The 18512-nt window shown below is 40.0% G+C and carries 14 protein-coding genes and 1 riboswitch; of the genes, 6 read left to right on the top strand and 8 right to left on the bottom strand.

Annotation, left to right across the window (positions count from 1 at the left end; translation table 11 throughout):
- On the top strand, window positions 1-237 hold a 237-nt coding region (locus ON073_RS17325), incomplete at its 5' end, for a peptide-methionine (S)-S-oxide reductase (protein ID WP_274763134.1).
- 59 nt (window positions 238-296) lie between these two features.
- Here ON073_RS17325 and ON073_RS17330 read toward each other — a convergent pair.
- Window positions 297-2207, bottom strand: coding sequence for a TonB-dependent receptor domain-containing protein (locus ON073_RS17330; protein ID WP_274763135.1), 1911 nt, complete (start codon window positions 2205-2207; stop codon window positions 297-299).
- 34 nt (window positions 2208-2241) lie between these two features.
- A riboswitch (cobalamin riboswitch) is annotated at window positions 2242-2420 on the bottom strand.
- A gap of 186 nt (window positions 2421-2606) precedes the next feature.
- Between ON073_RS17330 and ON073_RS17335 the strand changes: the two genes are divergently transcribed.
- Entirely contained in the window at window positions 2607-5864 is a 3258-nt protein-coding gene (locus ON073_RS17335) for a M6 family metalloprotease domain-containing protein (protein ID WP_274763136.1), read from the top strand.
- A gap of 68 nt (window positions 5865-5932) precedes the next feature.
- Here the strand turns inward: ON073_RS17335 and ON073_RS17340 are convergent, their stop codons facing one another.
- Entirely contained in the window at window positions 5933-6415 is a 483-nt protein-coding gene (locus ON073_RS17340) for a YajQ family cyclic di-GMP-binding protein (protein ID WP_038637515.1), read from the bottom strand.
- A gap of 248 nt (window positions 6416-6663) precedes the next feature.
- On the opposite strand from ON073_RS17340, the gene ON073_RS17345 reads away from it, so the two are divergent.
- Window positions 6664-7056 (top strand): VanZ family protein, encoded by a 393-nt coding sequence (locus ON073_RS17345; protein WP_274763137.1) that lies wholly within the window; start codon window positions 6664-6666, stop codon window positions 7054-7056.
- Window positions 7025-7936 (top strand): ketopantoate reductase family protein, encoded by a 912-nt coding sequence (locus ON073_RS17350; RefSeq protein ID WP_274763138.1) that lies wholly within the window; start codon window positions 7025-7027, stop codon window positions 7934-7936. Before ON073_RS17345 ends, ON073_RS17350 begins: the two co-directional genes overlap by 32 nt.
- Here ON073_RS17350 and thiI read toward each other — a convergent pair.
- Both thiI and ON073_RS17360 read right to left on the bottom strand, forming a co-directional pair.
- Complete coding sequence (gene thiI, locus ON073_RS17355) at window positions 7914-9374, bottom strand: tRNA uracil 4-sulfurtransferase ThiI (RefSeq protein ID WP_274763139.1); 1461 nt, start codon at window positions 9372-9374, stop codon at window positions 7914-7916. The genes ON073_RS17350 and thiI overlap by 23 nt on opposite strands.
- 77 nt (window positions 9375-9451) lie before the next feature.
- Window positions 9452-9628, bottom strand: coding sequence for a hypothetical protein (locus tag ON073_RS17360; protein WP_274763140.1), 177 nt, complete (start codon window positions 9626-9628; stop codon window positions 9452-9454).
- 111 nt (window positions 9629-9739) lie between these two features.
- On the opposite strand from ON073_RS17360, the gene ON073_RS17365 reads away from it, so the two are divergent.
- A complete protein-coding gene (locus ON073_RS17365; RefSeq protein WP_274763141.1) occupies window positions 9740-12514 on the top strand; it encodes a M16 family metallopeptidase in 2775 nt (924 codons plus the stop codon).
- Window positions 12515-12619: 105 nt separating this feature from the next.
- On the opposite strand, the gene ON073_RS17370 is transcribed toward ON073_RS17365, so the two are convergent.
- From ON073_RS17370 to ON073_RS17385, 4 genes are all read right to left on the bottom strand, one after another.
- The gene (locus ON073_RS17370; RefSeq protein WP_274763142.1) at window positions 12620-13048 is read right to left on the bottom strand and encodes a BLUF domain-containing protein; all 429 of its coding nucleotides are present in this window, start codon (window positions 13046-13048) and stop codon (window positions 12620-12622) included.
- A 120-nt stretch (window positions 13049-13168) separates the two neighbouring features.
- Window positions 13169-13906 (bottom strand): 23S rRNA (guanosine(2251)-2'-O)-methyltransferase RlmB, encoded by a 738-nt coding sequence (rlmB, locus tag ON073_RS17375; protein ID WP_274763143.1) that lies wholly within the window; start codon window positions 13904-13906, stop codon window positions 13169-13171.
- Between the two features lie 4 nt (window positions 13907-13910).
- The gene (gene rnr, locus ON073_RS17380; protein WP_274763144.1) at window positions 13911-16319 is read right to left on the bottom strand and encodes a ribonuclease R; all 2409 of its coding nucleotides are present in this window, start codon (window positions 16317-16319) and stop codon (window positions 13911-13913) included.
- Between the two features lie 81 nt (window positions 16320-16400).
- The gene (locus ON073_RS17385) at window positions 16401-17339 is read right to left on the bottom strand and encodes a ribonuclease Z (protein ID WP_274763145.1); all 939 of its coding nucleotides are present in this window, start codon (window positions 17337-17339) and stop codon (window positions 16401-16403) included.
- A gap of 72 nt (window positions 17340-17411) precedes the next feature.
- Between ON073_RS17385 and ON073_RS17390 the strand changes: the two genes are divergently transcribed.
- Complete coding sequence (locus ON073_RS17390; protein ID WP_274763146.1) at window positions 17412-18176, top strand: hypothetical protein; 765 nt, start codon at window positions 17412-17414, stop codon at window positions 18174-18176.
- Window positions 18177-18512: the final 336 nt, after the last annotated feature.

The raw sequence follows: 18512 nt of genomic DNA on the forward strand, positions 1-18512 counted from the left end.
ATCTTTTATTTAGATGAAATACAAAAGCTGGCAAGCTTAAAAATGTTAGCAAGCCAACAAGCTCTATTTGCAAGTAAAGTGGTTACTCAGTTATGCCCAGCTGAGCGTTTTTATAATGCAGAAACATATCACCAGGACTATTACAGTGATAATCCTAATCAGCCGTATTGCAGTATTATGATTGGCCCTAAATTAGCTAAGTTCTCAGCTAACTATGCGACATTACTAGCGCAATAAAAAAAAGCCGCTTATAGCGGCTTTCAAATTACGAAATAGATAAACGTTAAATCACGCAATTAAAACTCGTACGCAATACCAACATACACCTGTCGACCAATTTCATTGTAGTGATAAAACGCATCACTTACCCAGTCACCATTGATATCAACACCATAGCCTTGGCTTGGAATATATTCCTTATCGAATAGGTTCTCTATTCGTGCAGTAACCGATAATTGCTCTTGAATTTGGTAGTTAGCCGCTAAATCCCACAAAATATGTGACGGAATTTTGCTTATTAGCGTGGATTTTTGCTCTGATTGATAAGCAACACTTATTATAACATCAAAGCCTTGCCATTGTTTTGCAATGCTGTAACGCACATTCTCATTTGATACAAATGGTAAATCGCTATAACGCTCAATAGCCTCAGGTGAGTTATCAACCTTTTGCGCATCGATATAACTTAAGTTTAGCGTGTTATCAAAACCATAAAATGCAAAGTTAGTGGTTAGTTCAACACCTTCATAACGTGCCTCAGCAATATTAAATGGCGACCAACGCCATGGGTTATCCGCCGTTGGAGCTGGTGCCCATGCAATTTTATTAGTTAACTCATTACGGAAAACTGCAACATCAACACTTGCATGTTCAAAATCTACACGTAAACCCAGTTCGCGGTTTAATGATGTTTCTGCTTCAAGCGCAGCATTGCCCGAACCTGGATAATATAAATCATTGAACGTTGGCGCTTTAAAACCAGTGCTTTGACTTAAACGTAAGACTGCATTTTCATGAAGATAGTAACCACCAGCAAGGTTATATGTTTGCTCTGAACCTACTTCTTCATAGTCGTCGTGGCGAATAGCTAGGTTAGCTAGGAATGTGTTGTTATCGTAAAATACACCAGCAAATATAGCGTATGCGTCACGGCTTGTTTCATCATAACGATTTGTTGTATCAATTTTATCCTGGTGCCAATTTAGGCCACCGTTAAAATCAATATGGTCTGAAAATTCAAACGTAGTAAGGTAGTCTAGCTGCACGCGCTCCGTTGCAAAACGAGAATTTTCACCCGTACCAAAGCTATCATCTTGATCTTGGCTAAATGACGCATCTACTTTATGGCTAAATGCACCCACTTGCTTAATCCAATTAGCATTTATATGATAATTTTCATACTCGGTTTTATCCGCTGTAGACGCTTGGTAGTCGTAGTAATTATCAAATTCTACTTCACCCGTAGAGTACTGCGCTAACAACCCAAGTTGACCTAGTAATTCATTATTATGAGTTAGGTTTACACCAAGGTTAAAATTATCGTAACCATCTTGGTCTGGATCGGCAAAATTGGTTGCATCATTTTCGAGTACATCAAAGCCAACTGTGCGCTCATAACCTGTATTAAGTGCCACATCAACATACTCGGTTGAAAAACGCGATGTACCTTCTAAGTTAGCATAGCTATTTGAGCCAGATGTAAATGCAATACTGTGCCCTTGCGCCTTACGCGTAATAATATTAATTACACCAGCCAAGGCATCTGAGCCATATTGTGCTGCACGTGAACCTTTAACTATTTCAATACGCTCAACTGAATTTAGTGGTAAAGTTGATAAGCTTTTATATCCTAAAGTAGCTGAGCCAACACGTACGCCATCAATTAATACTAACGAGTAACGAGATTCTAAGCCACGTACAATCAGGCTCGCATTTTGCCCTTGCCCACCATTACGGTTTACTTGAATTCCCGCTTGTGTTTCTAACAAACCCAGAACATCACGCACATTTAACTTCTCAATTTCTGCACGATCAATCACTTGCACACTGGCAAGCGTTTGGTCAATTGATTGTTCGAGTTTGTTCGCTGTTACAACAATGGTTTCGATATCGTGCTTTGCATGTTCATTTGAAGCTGTATTTGCTAAAGCGTATGAAGAAGACAAGGCAAGGCTAAGTGCCAAACCTAACTTAGATTTGTAATACATATTATCCCCTTGTGCCCACCGCACAATGTTAATAGTTAGCATAAACCAACTGGCCGGTCTCCGGGCTGAGCATTTTGCTTATGAATACAAAACACATCACCGTTGCGGGGGCAGCGCTGGATTTAATAAGCCTCATGCTTACACACCAACTTCCCGATTATCCGTTTGTTTTTAAGCTCAGCTTCATCATGAAGCAACTAACAAAAAAATAAACGGCACCAATAGGCTATAAAATTAAGGCGCGTATTGTGGAGGGGATAGGTATAAATGTCAATTTTAGAAGTCTAAACTGCCAAATTAAAAACATACTCAAAGCTGCAATTATGTTCTATAAATTATTGGTTAAATGTTAGAGTGTAAAAATCACACAGTGACAATAGATTTGTTATGGATGCAACTATGAACCAATTAACCAAACTGCTACTTGCTTTTAGTACCCTAATTACTATGCAAGTTCAAGCACTCCAACCACCAACTCAAGAGCAGCTAAAACGCTACAAAACTGAAAACTCTTTAAGTGAAAGAGCTAAAAAAGCAAGAACTTACGGCAACCACAAACGTTTGCAGCACCTTCCGCAACTGAAGGCTATACAAAATCAAACCGCTGAAGCAAACCCATTTGAAGGCTACTTTCCAAGTTTGGGTTCACCAAAAATGCTGGTGTTATTAGTTGAATTCCCAGATTATTTGCACGCTGAAAATAACTCTCAAAGTGCTATTTCTAGTAAAATATTTGGTGAAGGTGAATCTACAAGTTTTCCATTTGAAAGCCAACGCGCATACTACCAACGTGCATCTTATAATCAACTCGATATTCAAGGTAATGTACTGGACTGGTACAAAACCGACTACAACCGCCCAATTGATGATGGCAACAATACCTATGAAGTAAAACAACAAATTATCAAAGAAGCCATTGAGCACCATGATGCACTTGGTCATGACTTTAGTCAGTACGATAACGATGGCGATGGTGATATCGATTACGTTGCGGTTATTTGGACAGGACCACCTGGGGAATGGGCAAGCCTTTGGTGGGGCACCTTTTCTGGCTTTGGTGATAACTCTTTTACAGTCGATGGTAAAACCATTAGTACCATTTCATGGCAGTGGCTATCATACAACGAAGGTGATGCGTTTTCGCCACTTGTGTTAATCCATGAAACTGGCCACGCGCTTGGCTTACCTGACTATTATGATTATGACGACAGCATAGGCCCTCGTGGTGGAACTGGCGGTATGGACATGATGGATAATAATAGCTCTGATCACAGCGCCTTCAGTAAATTTGCTTTGGGTTGGCTAACACCTCAATTTGCCACAACTTCAGTTACTAACTATCAACTATCCCCGACTTCAACAAGTCAAGATGCACTAATATTACGCACCGATACCACAGCAACAAATAAATATGACGAATATTTTATTGTGCAATATCGTAATAAAACGGGGAACGATACCAATATCTATGCTGAAGGACTAAATATTTGGCATATTAATGCTGGGCTTAACGACTGGGGTTACTTTGCTAACGATAATAGCTATTCTGACAACAAACTTATCCGCCTAATTCAAGCCGATAACTTAGATGAAATTGAATTACTGAATGCAAATGCTAATGCAGATGATGTATTTAATACTGGCGACACCTTCTCACCACAGTCAATGCCGAGCAGTAAGAATTATTCAGCAAAACACACAGGTGTGGATATCAGCAATATCACAATTAATGATTCAGGCGCTAATATTACAGCTCAAGTTTATCCAAATATTGCTACTTTTTCTGTTGATTCAATTATCGATAAATCGCTGATATCACATAACGCCAAAGCAACTATTAGCAGTGATGATTTAAGCCAAGTTGCGCAGTTAGAACTGTTAATTAATGGTGAATCTAAAACGACTGTCTCCGCGCCATTTGAAATAAATCTAGAGGATTATATCAGCCAAAATGGGCAGCTAGATTTGCAATTTAATGCCATTACTCCCAACGGCTACAAAAGTGCTGAGCATTTAAAGGTATTTGCTTATAATGGCGAGTCTGCAGGTGTGCATTTTCATTTAGATCATGAACTTAATACCGATACCAAGCAAATATACGATAGCCTTACTTTACCTGTTTATTACGCTGATTTCCTTTTCCCATTAACCAGCACAAACTTCAAATTTGTATCTATTGATTTTGGTAATGCTCGTATGCCATGGCAACGATTAGATGATGGAACACTTCGGGCTTATTCTCGGAACAGAGCAGCTTCGGCTAACGAAGTATCTCTGATTGATGATTACACTCGCTTTAATAGCAAAATAATTGTTGCAGGAGAAAATGCCTTTAATTTATCTCCTGAATTAAGCTCAACATTAGGTGTAACGGCATTACAGAACGAAATATATGTTGAGAAAATAGAGAGTGTTGAACTCAGTAACGGTCAGAGCATTAACGAAACTATTTATTCACAGAATAGTGTGTCACCACCTGTTTCAGATTTTATTGAGAAAACCGACTCAACCACTTTTTTAACCGCAACTGGTCAATATTATGATTGGGATGCAGGAGAGTGGAAAACAGAATCTGGTAATTGTGGCATACAAAGCGTTGTAAATAATGCAAAGCTAATCGTTAATACATGTTCATTAAGTCACTTATCTTCAGGTAGTCAAGCCGCGTTAATATCACACTATCTTAATTATTTAGAGATAGAGGATACTGTTGATAATAATTTACTGCCTGTTATTCAACTAGATACTTCTGTAACAATAAATGAAGGTGACGAATTTGAGATAACAGCTACAGTTAATGATGCAGACAATGATCCAATAACCTTATTATGGCAGCAAACCTCTGGTACAACCGTTACAATTGAAGATGATACCAGTGCAACACTTGCTTTTACTGCGCCACAATTAAACGCAAGTGAAGCATTAACTTTTTCACTTACCGCGAATGATGGCAAAGGAAGCACAACTGCGTTTATTACAGTAAATGTAATACATATCAATAAACTTCCAATGATTGATTTAGCTTCTTCAATTACTGTAGTCGCTAATGAGCAAGTAACTATTGATGCCACAGTATCAGATGAAGATGGTGATTCACTGACATATCAATGGCAACAAATCTCCGGCCCTACAGTAGCATTAAACAATGAAACAACGACCACATTGAGCTTCACTGCACCTGAGGTAAGTGTTGATACCGCAATGGAATTTGCACTATCGGTATCGGATGGCGAGGGGAGTGTTACAGGTTACGTGCAAGTAAATGTAAAAAGAGCAAATGAAGCCCCCACTGTGACACTAGGCAATAATATAACAGTCAATGAGGGCGAAAGTGTTAATTTAACAGCACAAGCAAGCGACCCTGATGGTGATAATCTAAGCTATAATTGGGTACAAACCAGCGGTCCAACGGTTTCACTTTCAAGCACAACCGATGCAAATATTTCGTTTACAGCACCCAACGTAGAAAGCAATCAAGTGTTAACCTTTGAAGTAACTGTCAGTGATTCAAATTTAACAAGCACTGCAAGCATTCAAGTAACCGTTCAAAATATCCCAGTATCACCGGTTACTGAGGTAACAGAAAGCTCTTCTGGTGGTAGCGTATTTGCTTTATTAGGTTTACTTACACTAATAAGTTTGCGAAGAAAAATTTAAAAAAAAGAGCCACATATGTGGCTCTTTTTTTATCAAACTTAATTAATTGCGGATGTAAATCGCGGATGTTAATCGCGGAAGTTTTTAAATTGAAATGGTTGGCCTAAATCAGCTTCTCTTACAAGTTGCATAATCGCTTGTAAGTCGTCACGTTTTTTACCGGTAACGCGCACTTCTTCACCTTGTATCGCTGACTGTACTTTTACTTTTGAGTCTTTTATTAGCTTCACTATTTTTTTAGCGATATCTTTTTCAATGCCTTGCTTAATCATTACTTGCTGCGAGTAAGTTTTCCCTGTGTGAACCACATCTTTTACTTCAAAGCTTTTCACATCTAAGCCGCGTTTAACTGCTTTAGCAGCAAGAATATCGAACATCTGATTCAGTTGAAAATCAGAGTCCGCTTTCATTGTGATAATTTCTTTAGCGAATTCAAACGAGGCTTCTACCCCTCTAAAATCATAACGTGTGTCCAATTCACGATTTGAATTATCAACCGCGTTTTTTGCTTCAGTCATTTCTACTTCAGAAACGATATCAAATGAAGGCATTATCTATCTCCGTAATGTGCTAATGGTGCGATTATACCAATTCTGTTAAATATGTGATCAGATATAGCGCTGGATAAATGAAATACTAACAAGGCAGAATTTATTTTATGTAGTTATCCTACATCGATAAATTATAACGAAGTGAGCATGATATTTAGCCCGCTAGCATGATTAGCTATTTAATTGAATTGGTATTATAAAGCGCATATTTAAACTTACAAATTTTTCATATTGTCGCGCACTTCTATTTGTTATACTCGGCTTTCTTGTTTTTGAGGAAGTTTCGTGTGAGTCGTGAGGCGTTATTTGTAGTGATTATTATTGCTTGTAGCCTGCTCTTTTTTAAAGAAGTTAAGTCATCCGTAGCCAGTATTGCGCATATTGATAAACTCGCACATTTTTCCGTATTCTTCGTTTTAACTGGCTTTTTAAAGCGCGCATTTAAAGCGCCAATTTGGTTATACATTCTAATTTTGGCAGCCTATGGCGCAGGCGTAGAATACGTACAAGGTATGCTACCTCATCGCCAAGCCTCTTTTGCTGACTTTGTTGCTGATGTTGCAGGTATTGTGAGTTATTTAGTTGTAAGCCACTTCTGGCATAAACGCTATGAAAAACAAAAACACAGCGAACAAGCCTAAGCTTCATATTGTTGGTCATGGCGCAATTGGTTTATTGCTTGCGTATTATTTGCGTCAATATTTCGATATCACCCTTATTGTTAGAAACAAAAAAAAGCACACTGAAACAGTGCTTTTTAACGAGCTAAATCGTTCACTTTGCGAGTTTAAAGTAACGACTGCTACTTGCGATGAAGTTCAGCATATTGAACAACTCATCATTCCAACAAAATCGCATCAAGTTGATGCTGTTTTAGATTCCCTTAAAAACAAACTAGCTGACACCGCAACAGTTATCCTCTGCCATAATGGTATGCCAAACCTTGCTTTAATAAAGCAAAAGCTTGCTAAGCAACAGGTATATTTTCTTACCACCAGCATGGCGGCCCTAAAGCACGCAGATTTTACTGTCGAACATACAGGTTTTGGCGCTAGCTTTATTGGCGCGTTGAAAACTAATGGTCAAAAAACACAAGCAATTGAGTACTTGTTAAATGCTTTGCCAAATATCACTATCGAGCAAAACATTAACGCACTGCTTTGGCAAAAGCTGATTATTAATATTGCAATAAACCCATTAACAGCTGTGCATCAAGTTAAAAATGGTGCACTTGTAGCACCACAATATGCTAGTGATATTTTTGGACTGGTAAATGAAGCGGTGTTTATAGCAAATAAAGAAGGGATGAAAATATCACTCAATAGTGCGCTTGAAAGTGCCTACCGCGTGATGCGAGCTACGGCACAAAACTTCTCTTCAATGAATCGCGATGTATTTAAACAGCAGCAAACTGAAATCGACAGTATCTGTGGCTACATCCATAAAAAAGGGGCTGAATATTGCTATCCAACCCCATTTAACTCTCGCTTTTTAACGCTTATTCAGGGCGATACACCTTAACGTTAGTGTAGCCTTCTTCATGTAGGATAAGCGCTTGTAATTGGCTCATTACACCTTTTTTACAATAAAGGTAGTACTCTTCACCTTTTGGTAAATCACCAAATTGAGTCGCTAACTTATAAAATGGTAAATGTTTAACTTCAATATCCTCAAGCTCTAACGGATCGTTATCCTCTTCTTCCGGTGAGCGAATATCAATTACGATCGCCCCCTTTGGCAATTCAGCAGCAGACTCAGCTTCTTTAACTTCTTCTTTAGTTTCTGCTTCAATCTCTTTAATACACATAATACGTGCATTATTTACAACGGTATCCAGCACATCAAAATCGAAGTTTTCTTCTTCTGCAATGATCTTATCAAGCTTGGCTTTTACCGTTGGCTTTTTAGAAATAACGCCACAGAATTCAGGCATTGCTTCAGCCATTTCTGAAGTACCAATGTTACGGGCAATATCGATAATTTCTTGCTTATCGTGTTGAATAAGCGGGCGTAAAATTAGCGTTTCAGTTACGCGGTCAATCACGTTTAAGTTTGCTAATGTTTGGCTCGAAACCTGACCTAAGCTTTCACCGGTTACCAACGCATCAATGCCAAGCTTTTGTGCAATTGCACTACCAGCACGCATCATCATACGTTTAAGCACCACACCCATTTGGCTGTTTTCGATGTTTTCTAGAATTTCAGCAACAACAGGTTCAAAGTCTACCTTAATAAACTTTACACGGTGTGTTGAGCTAAATTGTTTCCACAAATAGTAACTTGCTTGCTTAACGCCAATCTCGTGTGTTGCACCACCAAGATTAAAAAATAAGAAGTGAGTACGAGCTCCTTTGCGCATCATTAAATAGCTTGCAACGCCCGAGTCAAAACCGCCCGACATTAAGCTTAATACATCTTCTTGGGTAGGAAGCGGGAAGCCACCTAAACCAAAGTGTGTTTCTTTAATGATGTAAGCAAATTCGTTTTTAATTTCTACTTTTACTGTGATTTCAGGTTTTTGCAGTTTAACCTGAGCACCTTCGACATTCTGATTTAAACCACCACCAACATAACGCTCTACATCGCTTGAGGTGAAGTCGTGTTTGCCTTGACGCTTACAACGCACGCAGAACGTTTTACCTTTTAAACGCTCTTTATTGAGCTCAAGCGCAACTTGGTAAATATCATCTAAAGATTCAAAGGTAGTTTCTTGTACTTCAATAAATTGCACAATACCCGGTACGCGCTTTAGCGTATCGATTAAACCAAGACGAACAGCTTCATCTTGGTTTTTACACATCACTACAATGTTGTCCCAGTTTTGAATTACTTTCGCATCTTCATGAACACGAATAACCATGTTTTTAACATTCGATGCTAAAAGTTTGGTAAAACGTTTGCGAACAGATTTACTTTTAATCGATATTTCAGGGTGTAATTTAACGATAAACTTGAACATACATCATTCTCAAAGCGACAGTGAATTTACTATTATACCAAGACTAAGTAGCTTGTTAAAAGTTTAGTTTACGCAAGCTACTTATATTCTTTAACACTCGAAGCTATCTTAAAGCTGTTTACATCTGTTAAACCATAATCTTGCAATTGAAATTCGCTTGGTGTTTTATAACCAGTGGCATATTGACCTATGTTGTTACTGAAGCTAAATGCAATTGTCTTTAATGGAATAAACCAAGATTGCGTGAGATGCATACTGATTGCTAACACACAATTGGCATTGGCTATTAAGGCTTTTAGCATCAAACGTACAATAATTCAGCGCTTCAAAGGACAACACCCTCTAATTTACCAAGGATAGAATTAATGCAAAAACTCACTTTAACGGCACTTACGGTGGCTGTTTCTTTGGCCCTAACAGGCTGTAATAGCACAACCTCAACAACTTCACAGCAACAAACAGGCGCAGCAATTAATTTGCCGAGCGTTGACGTAAGTTATGACTCTTTCACGCTAGATAACGGCATGAAAGTGATTGTTCACACTGACAAAAAAGCACCTATTGTTGCTGTAAACGTTTGGTATAACGTTGGTTCAAAACATGAAAAGTTAGGCAAAACCGGCTTTGCGCATTTGTTTGAACACTTAATGTTTAACGGTAGTGAAAACTATAACGATGAATATTTTGGTCCATTTGAAAAAGCTGGTGCTACAGAGCAAAACGGGACAACTAACAGCGACCGTACAAACTACTTCCAAAACGTACCAACAACCGCATTAGATATGGCGCTTTGGATGGAATCTGACCGTATGGGTCATTTACTTGGCGCAATCACTCAAGAAAAACTAGATGAACAACGCGGTGTTGTACAAAATGAAAAACGCCAAGGTGAAGCACGACCTTATGGCAAAATGTGGGGCGCAGTAGCCGAAAACACATTCCCGAAAGGTCACCCTTACTCGTGGTCAGTTATCGGTTCAATGGAAGATTTAAATGCTGCATCTCTTGATGATGTGCACCAATGGTTTAAAGACTATTATGGCCCAAATAACGCAGTATTAGTATTAGCTGGTGATATTGACGTGGCTACAGCTAAAGAAAAAGTTAACAAATACTTTGGTGACATTAAACCGGGTAAACCTGTGGCACAAATCGACACTTGGGTTGCTAAACGCACTGGTACTAAACGCATGACAATGCAAGATCGCGTTCCTAATCCGCGTATTTTAAAAGTATGGAATACCGCTGAAAAAGGCACCGCAGATAGCGAATACTTATCATTGCTAGCTGATGTATTGGCTGGCGGTAAAAACAGTCGTTTATACAAGCGCCTTGTTTATCAAGAACAAAAAGCATCTATGGCTTTTGCATTTAATTATGCTCGCACCATGGCTGGTCAAATAATGATTGGTGTTGATACACTTCCTGGCGTTGATTTAAATGAAGTTGAGGCGATTATTGATGAAGAACTTGCGAAACTCATTAACGAAGGCCCAACAAGCGAAGAGCTAAATCGCATTAAATTCTCAAATGCAGCAAGCTGGGTTAAAAATGTTGAAGGTGTTGGCGGTTTTGGCGGTAAGTCTGACATTCTAGCGTCAGGCATGGTGTATCATGGCGACCCTGTTTTTTATAAAAAGCAGCAAGCAATTCAAAACGCTGCAACCGCCTCAGACATTCAGCAAGCAGGCCAAACATGGCTTACTGATGGCGATTTTGTACTGACAATTGAACCATTCGAAAAGCTTTCTCACAGCAATACAAGTGCAGACAGAAGCAAAGTACCAAGTGTTGATTCGTTACCAGAATTAAAACTACCAAAAGTGCAAACAGCACGTTTAGATAATGGCCTAGAAGTAGTACTTGCAGAGCGCTCTGACACGCCAAGCATCAATATGGAACTTAAGTTTAATGGTGGTTTTTCATCAACTACCGGAGATAAAGCTGGCCTTGCACTATTTGCCATGAAAATGCTGCGCGAAGGTACCAGCGAGCTATCAAGCCTAGAACTTGCTGCTGAACTTGAAAAAATTGGTGCATCGCTATATTCAGGTGCAAGTCTAGATAACGCAGATCTAAGCCTAAGTGCATTAAAAGTGAATTGGCAGCGCAGTGCTGAGCTTTTCTCACAAGCACTTCTTGACCCAGCATTTAGCGAGCAAGATATTGAACGTATTCGCAAGCTAACGCTAGATGGCATTAACAAAGAAAAATCGACACCAATGAGCAATGCGCTACGTGAATTACCACCGCGATTATACGGTGAAAATCACGCTTACGCGCAGCCTTTAACAGGTTCGGGTTATGTTGAAACGGTTAAGTCATTCACTCGTGATGACCTGGTAAACTTCAAAAATACTTGGTTACGTCCAGATAACGCACGTTTAGTTGTAGTTGGTGATATTTCATTGGATGAGCTAACAACAACTCTCAACAAAACGCTGGCAAACTGGCAAGCTCCTAACAGTGAAAAACCTGCGGTTAACTTAGCAAAAGTAACACCTGCAAAAAATGCAAAAGTGTATGTATTAGATAAACCTGATTCACCACAGTCATTAATTGTGGCAGGTTTACTTGGCCAATCACGCGACGAGCTCGCAAACGATCAAGATATCAAATTAGATATTATGAATACCATCATTGGCGGTTCGTTTACCTCACGTATCAATATGAATTTACGTGAAGATAAAGGCTGGTCATATGGCGCTCGCTCAGCACTGCTTAACGTTAAAGGACAATCGCCTTTCTTTGTTTACGCACCGGTGCAAACCGACAAAACAAAAGAGTCGATTCAGGAAATTGTTAAAGAGCTTGAAAACTACACAGGCAAAAAGCCTGCAACAACTGAAGAGCTAAACAAAGTAGTTAGCAATAAGGTTGCTAAGCAACCAGGGCGCTTTGAAAAGAAATGGTCGTTACTTGGTGCATTATCGGATGCATATGCAACAGGTAAAGATGTATCAGACTTAGAGCAATATGGTTCAAAAGTACAAAAAACAACACTTAGCGATGTGAAGAAACAGGCTAAAGACCTTATCAAGCAAAACCAAATGACGTGGGTTATTGTTGGTGATGTCGCAAAAATTAAAGCTGAGCTTGAATCACTTAATTTAGGTGAAATTGTTTACCTAGAAGATTAATTTATCAGGTAAAACTAAAACTTAAAAAGCCGCAATTACGCGGCTTTTTTATATTTTACAGTCAGCAAACTAGAGCGTGTTAATCTTTGCCCTCTAACTTATTTGCTAAATTGATTTAGGTGTAAAATCGTGGGTAAATATTCTAAACAACTTAATGGCAAGTGGGATTGCCACTTGGCCTGACTCAAATTCTTCCATTGCCGATTTTAGTTCACTGTATTTGCTGTTTTTCTCAGTTTCTAGGTTGATCATCCCCATAGTCCATTTGGAAAATACACGTTTATCAACCGGTTCAAAATACAACAAGTTACAATCTTTATGACGTTCATCTTTCAATATTTTTTGATACAAATTATCTATTGTAGTTTGTTCCCCTTCGAGCACTTGAAGCAACCACCCACCATTATAAAAAAGGCAACCTGTAACTCCTTGGCTCTCATTAAATTTACGAGCGACATCTAAAATATCTGCAAAGTCCTGATTGCTTAAAGGGCGCGCTTCTCTACTTTGGTAAATTAATTGGTGCAGTGACATAACAAGTTCCATAGCTTTAAGTTCAACTTTAAAATATATAGACCGTTATTCTAAAAAGAGCACTGTTTAATAACAAAAAAGGTCGCAAAGCGACCTTTTACATAAATTATTTTGAAGGGGTTAGCCTCTGCGCTGACGCAGTACCTCAAATAAACAAATACCAGTTGCCACCGATACATTTAAGCTTGAAACAGTGCCCACCATTGGAATTTTAACCAGCTCATCACAATGTTCGCGAGTTAAGCGTCGCATGCCTGAGCCTTCTGCGCCCATTACAATCGCCATTGGGCCTGTTAGTTTCGCATCAAATACTTCAACATCTGTTTCACCGGCAGTGCCAACAACCCAAACACCCATTTCTTTAATATCGCGGAGGGTACGTGCTAGGTTTGTTACTTGTACAAGCGGTACGGTTTCAGCCGCACCACAGGCAACTTTACGCGCAGTACCATTCAGTTTGGCTGATTTGTCTTTTGGTACAATAATCGCATCGACACCTGCTGCATCAGCATTACGTAAACAGGCACCTAAGTTATGCGGGTCGGTTACGCCATCAAGTACTAATAAAAACGGCGTATCGCTATTGGCAATGATCTGGTCGAGATCTTTCTCGTTGTACTTTTTACCCTCTTTTACGCGGGCAATAATACCTTGGTGTTGTTCGCCACGGGCTTTATCATCGAGTGCTTTACGCTGCATAAATTGAATAGACACACCAAATTGACGCGCCAAATTAATAATTGGATTTAAGCGTTTATCTTCGCGGCCTTTTAGCGCATAAATTTCGATAAAGCGTTCAGGTTCTTTATTTAAAATTGCTTCCACTGAGTGAAAGCCAAAAATTAATTCGTTACTCATTTAATTAGCTCTTAGCACGTTTTCTTGCATTTTTACCCGGACGCTTTTTAGCAGCCGAAGCTTTTGATTTGGTTTTGCTAGCAGACTTTTTGCCTGCTTTGTTTTTCTTGGTCGGTTTACCTGATGATTTCCCCACGGGTTTTGGCTTGCCCTTACCTTTGCCTTTTCCTTTTTCAGGAATAGCCCCTGCACGCAGTTGGTCGCGCACACTGGTTGCTTCATTAACAGCTTTTTGTGCACGGCGACGTGAATAGCGGTCTTGCCCTGTTTCTTCACCAAGCGTTAAATTTATGCGGCGATCATCAAGGCTAACAGACGCTACTTGCACATCAATAGCATCACCCATACGGAATACTTTGCGGCTATTTTCACCTATTAAACAATGCTTTTTCGCATCGAAATGATAATAGTCATTACCAAGTGAAGTAACATGCACCATACCGTCAATGTATAAGTCATTTAAACGTACAAATAGGCCAAAGTTCGTTACCGATGAAATCACACCGCTAAAGACTTCACCAACACGGTCTTGCATAAATTCACACTTCAGCCAATCAGCTACTTCACGAGTCGCATCGTCAGCGCGGCGTTCGGTCATTGAGCACTGCTCACCTAGCTGATCGACCTCATCTTGAATGTAGGCATATTCACCCGATGTTTTTTGCCCTTGTTCTTTGATAACGGCTTTAATTGCGCGATGCACAACTAAGTCAGGGTAACGGCGAATTGGCGAGGTAAAGTGTGCATAGGCACTTAGCGCAAGGCCAAAGTGACCAATATTATCTGCCTGATATACCGCTTGTTTCATTGAGCGCAACAACATGGTTTGAATAAGCTCAATTTCAGGGCGTTTTTCTAAACGGTCAAATAGCTCACCCACTTCTTTTGGCGTAGGCTCTTGCGGCATAGTGACTTCAATACCCAACTCACCTAAAAACTGGCTAAAGTTCATTAGCTTTTCAGGATCAGGCTCGTCATGCACACGGTAAAGTGCTGGCGCCGCAACGTTCGCTAAAATCATACACTCTTCAATCAGTTTGTGTGCATCATTACGGCTCAGTGCAACAATTGATTCGATTTTACGCTGCGCGTTAAAAATAAATTTCGGCTCTTTGGTTTCAAATTCAATAGCGCCGCGCTCTAAACGCGCTGCTTTCAGCGTTTTATACATTAAGTGTAATTCGCGAATATGCGGCACCAGTGCTGCATTTTCTTCACCTAATGCATTTTCATCACCGCCCAGTAGCTCACCTACTTTGGTGTAGGTTAAGCGCGCATGCGAATTCATCACAGCTTGGTAAAAACGATAACCCGACAGTTTACCCGTTTGCGATACTGTCATTTCGGCCACCATACACAGGCGGTCTACTTTCGGATTTAAACTACATAACCCGTTAGAAAGCACTTTTGGCAGCATTGGAATTACTTCTGATGGGAAGTACACCGAGTTACCACGCTGAATGGCTTCACGGTCTAATGGGCTATTTTTACTAACATAGTGCGATACATCGGCAATCGCGACCCATAAACGCCAGCCGCCTGATTTTTTCGCTTCGCAGAATACCGCATCATCAAAGTCGCGTGCATCTTCGCCGTCAATAGTTACCAGTGGTAAATGACGTAAATCGATGCGCCCTTCTTTGTCTTTTTCAAGCACTTCATCGGTTAAACCCGCGATTTGCTGCTCAAGGTCTTTTGGCCATTGGTTAGGAATATCATGGTTGCGCAGTGCTACCTCAATTTCCATGCCTGGCGCCATATGTTCACCAAGCACATCAATCACTTTACCAAGCGCATTCATACGCTTGCTTGGGCGCTGTGTGATTTCGATTTGCACCATTTGGTTGTGCTTAGCATCACCTTCAAAGCCCGGCAAAATCATAATATCTTGGCTAATGCGTGGATCTTCCGCTACCACAACGGCCATGCCGTGTTCACGGAAAAAACGGCCAATAATCGGGGCTCTGTCGCCCTCAAGTACGCGCACAATTCGCGCATCGCATTTGCCATTTTTACCAAAGCTAGCTGGTTTTGCTAATACGCGGTCACCATGCAGCACTTGCTCCATTTGGTGTTTTGGAATAAACCAATCTTTACCGCCTTCATCTAGCTCTAAAAAGCCAAATCCTTCGCGATGACCAATAACCTTACCTTTTACCAAACCAACTTTATCTGGAATGCAGTAGCATTTTAGTTTATTAAAAAGTAACTGACCGTCACGCTCCATTGCGCGTAAACGACGTTTTAGCGCAATTTGGCGCTCTTCTTCAAATACATTAAGTTCGCCGCATAAATCGGCAAAATTTGCAGGTTTAGTTCGGTTGCTGATGTGGTCTAGAATAAACTCTCGACTCGGTACTGGATTATCGTACTTTTGTTGTTCGCGGTCTAAATAAGGATCTTTTTTTGGCATGAATTCGCACTGTCTATGAAAGTGCTTTTATTTTAAACCATTTAGCCACTGGGTGACAGGTCATTTCTATGACAACTCACTTTACGCGTTCTTTTGTTTGTCAATTTCAACCACTAAGCCATCAAAAGCTAACAGCAACTCGCCGCTGTAGTATTTTTTTGCCTCGTTTTCTAATGGCTCTAGCATACCTTCGCCATGGTAACGGCTTGAAAAATGAAACAGCGCAAGACGCGAAATATGATACAACTCGGCAAATTCAGCAATGCGTTTGGCATCGCTATGCCCGGTATGCAACCCAACTTTATGTAAATCACTATGAGTAAAGGTGGCTTCGTGCACCAGTAAGTCGATATCTTCAACGGCATTGGATAACAATGCTGGCTTTTCGTTATCGCCACATATAATCACCTTGCGTGGCTGCCAACTAGGAAAAGTATATTCTTTGGCGCGTAACAACTTACCTTGGTATTCCACATCGTGCCCTTTTTGCAGCAAGTTATAATGGCTGCCCGTTGCAACACCGTCATTTGCCAACTTATCAAGATGCAGTTTTCGCGGAATATCGCACTCCGTTATATTAAACGCAACACTTGGTACGCGGTGTTTTAATGGGTGAATAGACACCTGACAAAAACTAAAATCAAGCGCCTGTTCTAATGTTTCAATCTCACGGCAAATTAACTCAAAACCCGCTTCCATTTGGGTGAATTTAAGCGCGCTTAATACAAAATCAATCACCGCTTTCGGCGCCACTAAATACACTGGCTCTTTTCGCCCTGCCAACGAAATAGAGGCAATTAGCCCCGGCAAGCCATAGCAATGATCACCATGTAAATGAGTAATTAAAATCACCGATAAGTGATAGCTCGCCAGTTCACTTTTTAATATTTGATGCTGCGTGCCCTCACCACAATCCACCAGCAACCACGACTTAGTCGAATCAAAGCTCACCGCAGTAGCACTAACATTACGATTAAGTGACGGACACGCCGAAGAAGTGCCTAAAAAGTGAATTTTCAAATGCAGGCCTATTGAAGGAACAATACTTTATGGATTAAATTATATTAGATAATTGAAACACAAGGAATTAAAGTGTTAAATCCATTCTATCTAGTCTTTTTTCTTTTACTCTCACAAGCTGTTTTTGCAAACGAAAAACCGAAACCACAATCTGATGCTTGGATACTCGCAAGTAACCAGTATGCGCTGATCGGTACAACTCACAATTTTGGCAATATTGATGACCCTCAATTAGTCGATATCGAGAACTACTTTAACTATATTTCACCTGAAGTGGTTGTGCTGGAAGGTGGTATTTGGCCTAACCAAAGCTCCAAGACCGGAGCCATCAATTGCTGCGGCGAAATGGGCTTCCTATCCTACCTCGCACACAAAGATAATATAGAGGTAGTTACTTGGGAGCCACCAGCAGATGAAGAAATAAATTCATTAAAACAAAAATACAAACCATCGCAACTAAAACTCTTTTATCTACTTAGGCAAATACCACAATTGCTCAATGACAATAACACTCCCCTAGCTGAGCAAGTGGAGAATTGGCTAAAAGTTCAAGGAGTATTAGAAAACGAATACAAGTTAGCCAGCCCACCTTATACCTACCAACAAGCGGCTGCATTAGTGCAAAATTACGGCTATAAACTTGGTGACTTTAAACAGTTCGATGCACTACTTAACGACAATAAACAGCTAAATGAATTTCACGATATAAAACGTGATGTAAACAGTATAAGAGATCAAAACGCAATAAAAATAAAACGGCAACTACAATCAAAAAACACGCGATTTCTTATGTTAATGGGCAAAGCCCACTTTCGGACTGTCGCCTTCAGTAATTAAAGTAATGTGTTTTTATAATGCGGTACAATTTCAAAGTTCGCCCCCTTCATTACAAGAATCAATGGGGTCAGAGTCGTTGATTCAGCTTTTTAAGTTCTATCAACATCAGCGAGTGCCATAAAACAATCCTTCAACTCAGGTGCAACCTCCCCGTCAAATCAAACCTGAAAAGAAAAATTTGAGAGCAATTGCCTGCATGGATGCTGGCAAAAGTATGCCTGAGGCATGGATGCCGATTGCATACTGGTTGCGTTCATTTTAATTTTTCTTTGAAGATTAGTTTGATTTTGGGGCGCCGAGGGATTCCAAAGGGAGGTCGGCGTTAGCCTCCCTTTG

Origin of the sequence: Pseudoalteromonas sp. G4, assembly GCF_028875915.1 — a bacterium.
Classification (GTDB): Bacteria; Pseudomonadota; Gammaproteobacteria; order Enterobacterales; family Alteromonadaceae; genus Pseudoalteromonas.